The sequence below is a fragment of the uncultured Albimonas sp. genome (assembly GCF_963977235.1).
GTDB lineage: Bacteria > Pseudomonadota > Alphaproteobacteria > Rhodobacterales > Rhodobacteraceae > Albimonas.
This window is the reverse complement of record NZ_CAXBOD010000128.1, coordinates 1-3,924: the sequence shown is the minus strand read 5'-3', so window position 1 is coordinate 3,924 and position 3,924 is coordinate 1. Positions and strand designations below refer to the sequence as shown.

Annotated in this window: 2 protein-coding genes; both read right to left on the bottom strand. The window is 72.4% G+C overall.

Annotated features, from left to right (window positions below; all coding sequences use genetic code 11):
• Positions 1 to 166 precede the first annotated feature (166 nt).
• Entirely contained in the window at positions 167 to 2,002 is a 1,836-nt protein-coding gene (locus tag AAC134_RS23560; RefSeq protein WP_339952207.1) for an alpha-amylase family glycosyl hydrolase, read from the bottom strand.
• Complete coding sequence (locus AAC134_RS23555; RefSeq protein ID WP_339952205.1) at positions 1,999 to 3,744, bottom strand: alpha-glucosidase; 1,746 nt, start codon at positions 3,742 to 3,744, stop codon at positions 1,999 to 2,001. Before AAC134_RS23555 ends, AAC134_RS23560 begins: the two co-directional genes overlap by 4 nt.
• Positions 3,745 to 3,924: the final 180 nt, after the last annotated feature.

Below are 3,924 nucleotides of genomic sequence, written 5' to 3'. Positions count from 1 at the left end.
CGCGCCGCGCAATGGGCGCCGGCGGATCGGCGCAGGCCCGTCCCATGGCCTCGGAGCGGGCGCGCCTCCCCGGTCGGGCTTCGCCCCGGCCCCCGGCTTCCGCCGCCGGGTGGGCTTTCGGGCGTGCCGCGCGGCCCGCTTGCCCTGGCATGGGGCGTCGGGGCCGTCAGGACACTCCTGGTTCTCGCCGCGCCGGAGATCGGGCGCCGCCGCTTCGGCCCTGCGCGCCGCCCTTCTCGCGGCCCGGCGTCGGCTCCCCTGTGGAGAGGATCGCGAAGGACAGGGGCGGCATGGCCAGGCCGTGGTCGGTGGTCTCCTGCACGCATCCGGGGGCTGGGAGCGCGCTCCAGTTCTCCTCCATCGGCAGGAACGCCCTGTCGTCGCTGAAGTTCACCGCCAGCAACCATTCCTGCCCGCGCCACAGCCGGCGCCACTTGATCAGGGGGGCGGGGTCGTGGCGGACCATGCGCTCCTCGCCCAAGCGCAGGATCTCGTGCTCGCGCCGCCAGCGGATGAAGGCACGGGCGAAGGAGAGGACCGAGTCCGGGTGCCGCGCCTGGTCGGCCGCGTTCAGGGGCAGGTGCGCTTCGGGCAGGTGGATCCAGGCGCTGCCGGCCTCGGTGAAGCCGCCGTGCGGGGGCTCGCCGGTCCAGGGAAACAGGGTGCGGGCGCCGTCGCGGCCCTCGAAATCCGGCCAGAAGGCCTTGGCCCAGGGGTCCTGGAGCTGCTCCCAGGTCAGTTCGGGATGGGGCAGGCCCAGCTCCTCGCCCTGGTAGATCGCCGCGCCCCCACGCAGGCCCAGCTGCAGGAACAGCAGCATCCTGGCGGCCTGCGGGCGCAGCTCGTCAGGCACGAAGCCGGTGAGGTTCGAGACCGAGCGCCGACTGTCGTGGTTGGTGAACACGTTCATCCGCCAGCCGGTCGGCAGCCGCTCGGCCCGCCGTTCGAGCAGGGCGGTGACCGTCTCGACCTCCGGCTCGGAGTTGATCAGGTCGAAGTCGTAGACCGCGTGCAGGCGCTCGCCCTTGCGGGTGAAGTCCTCAGCCACGTCGTTTGTGTGCACGTCGGCGAGCTCTCCGATCAGCACCGCGTCGAACTCGTCTGCCAGCGCGCGGAAACGCTCCAGTGCGTCGCGGGTCCCCTCGGCATCGCGGTCGAACATGTGGATCTGATCGCGGAACGGGTTGCCGGGGCCGCCGCCGACCAGCACCGGCGCCTCGTGGGAGGCGCGCGCGGGGTTGTCGCGCAGGGCCGGGTCGTGGCCCAGGCACTGCACCGCGTCGAGGCGGAAGCCGTCGACCCCGTGCTCCAGCCACCAGCGCATTTCGGCGACCAGGTGGTCGAGCACCGCCTCCTCATGCAGGTTCAGCGCCGGCTGGCATTCCAGGAACGGGTGGAAATAGTACTGGCCGCGCCTCGGATCCCAGCTCCATGCCGAGCCGCCGAATGAGCTGAGCCAGTTGTTCGGCGGCCCGCCGTCCTCCGCCTTGTCGGCCCAGACGTACCAGTCGCCCTTGGGCCCGTCGGGGTTGGCGCGGCTTTCCTCGAACCAGGGGTGCTGGTCGGAGGTGTGGGCGGGCACGAAGTCCAGCAGCAGCCGCATCCCCTCCCCCTGCACCGCGTCGCGAAGGGCGAGGAAATCCTCCATCGATCCCGCGATCGGATCGACGATGCGGAAGTCGGAGACGTCGTAGCCGAAATCCTTCTGCGGCGACTTGAAGAACGGCGACAGCCACACCGCGTCGACGCCCAGCGCGACCAGGTGGTCGATCTTCTCCAGCACCCCGCGCAGGTCGCCGATGCCGTCGCCCGAGGCGTCGCGGAAGCTGCGCAGGTAGACCTCGTAGATCACCGCGCCGCGCCACCAGTCGCGCCCGGGCACGGGCTCGATCGGGGCGAAGCCTTCGCGGCGGCGCGCAGCCGGGGGGCGGCCCTTCGCGCCCGCAGGCTTCGCCGCGGCGCCGGCGCCGGCGCCGGGGGAGCGGTTCGCGCCGTCCTTCATGCCGCCTCTCCGAAATAGGCGCCCTGGGCTGGCAGGGTCACGCAGCCCTCGCCGCGCACATGTTCGAACCCGTGCCCCTCGAGCGACCGGCCGAGGTCGGCGTCGGACAGGTCGAGCCGCAGCTCGTCGCAGCCCAGATTGAAGAGGCAGATCACCTGCCGGCCCCGGTGGCTGCGCACGAAGCCCAGCGCCGGCTCCGGCAGGTCCGTCAGGAACCGGATCCCGCCGCGCCGCAGGGCCGGATCCTCGCGCCGCCAGTTGAGGAACCGGCGCAGGCGGTTGAGGGTCGATCCGGGCAGCGCCCGCTGCCGGTCGACGGCGAGCGCGGCATGCGCATCCGGGATCGGCAGCCAAGGTTCGACGTCGGAGAAGCCGCAGCGCTCGGCCTCCGCCTCCCACGGCATCGGGGTGCGGGAGCCGTCGCGGCCGCGGAAGGCGGGCCAGAACTCGCGACCGTAGGGGTCGACGAGACGCTCGAAGGGGACGTCCGCCTCGGGCAGGCCCAGCTCCGAGCCCTGGTAGAGGCACGAGGCCCCGCGCAGGCAGGTCAGCGCCGCCATCAGGGCCAGCGGCGGCCGGTCGTAGCCCAGCCGCGAGGCCGAGCGGGGAAAGTCGTGATTGTCGAGCGCCCAGCACGGCCATCCGTCCGAAAGCTCGTGCCCCAGCTCGTTGGAGGTGCGCCGGATCAGGCCCGCGTCGATGTCGTCCGCCCCCAGCAGCCAATAGCCGTAGGCGAGCTGCAGCCGGTCGGCGGAGGTGTAGGCGTGGTGCAGCGAGGCGGCCTCGCTTTCGTGCAGTTCGCCCAGCAGGACCCGGTCGTCGCCATACTCCTCGCACAGCGCCCGGAGGCGGCGCAGGAACTCGAGGTTCTCGGGCTGGCCGATGTCGCGGACGTGCGACTGCAGGGAGTAGGGGTTGAACAGGAAGCTCGACCCGGCCGGCGGCTCGGGGTTGGGCGGGTTGTCGCGCAGCGCGGCGTCGTGGAAGTAGAAGGCGCACACGTCCAGCCGGAAGCCGTCGACGCCCATGTCCAGCCAGTGCCGGCAGACCTCCAGGATCGCCGCCTGCACCTGCGGATTGTGGTAGTTCAGGTCCGGCTGCTGGCGCAGGAAATTGTGCAGGTAGTATTGGCCGCGCCGCGGCTCCCACTGCCAGGAGGAGCCGCCGAACACCGACAGCCAGTTGTTGGGCGGCGAGCCGTCGGGCCGCGCGTCGACCCAGACGTACCAGTCGGCCCGGGGATTGTCGCGGCTCTCCCGGCTCTCGAGGAACCAGGGGTGCTGGTCGGAGGTGTGCGACAGAACCTGGTCCATCAGCACCTTGAGCCCGCGGGCATGGGCGGCCTCAATCAGCTCGCGCACGTCCTCGAGCGTGCCGAACATCGGATCCACCGAGAGATAGTCCGAGACGTCGTAGCCGAAGTCCAGCATCGGCGAGGCGACGAAGGGCGAGAGCCAGATCGCGTCCACCCCGAGGTCGGCGATGTGGTCAAGCCGGCGCAGCACGCCAGGCAGGTCGCCGACGCCGTTGCCGGTCGTGTCCTGGAAGCTGCGCGGATAGACCTGATAGATCACCGCGCCCTGCCACCAGGCGGCCCCCGCCGGGTCGTGCGGGTCGCGGTCGGACCCTGGGCCGGCGGCCTCCACCGTCGCGGCGCCGGGCTGCGCGGGGGCCTCGGGGCGCGCGGCTTCGGCATGCGCCGCGGTCCGGGCGGGCGTCTGTTCGGGCGTTCGGTCGGACATGATCGCTCCCTTCGGCTCAGGTCTCGTCCGGATCAGGTCTCGTCGCGCCGCCGGCGGAGCGCGGCCCGAGGAAGCGGGCGGCGGCGCGACCGGCCGCGTACGGGCGCGGGGCGCGGCAGTCGTCTGGCGGAAGGGGAAGCGCATCCATGGCGTCGCTCGGTCTGCTGGGGGGAGGGGCGG

Coding starts and splice junctions, on each gene's coding strand:
- AAC134_RS23560 (WP_339952207.1), bottom strand. CDS start 2,002: ATGAAGGACGGCGCGAACCGCTCCCCCGGCGCCGGCGCCGGCGCCGCG.
- AAC134_RS23555 (WP_339952205.1), bottom strand. CDS start 3,744: ATGTCCGACCGAACGCCCGAACAGACGCCCGCCCGGACCGCGGCGCAT.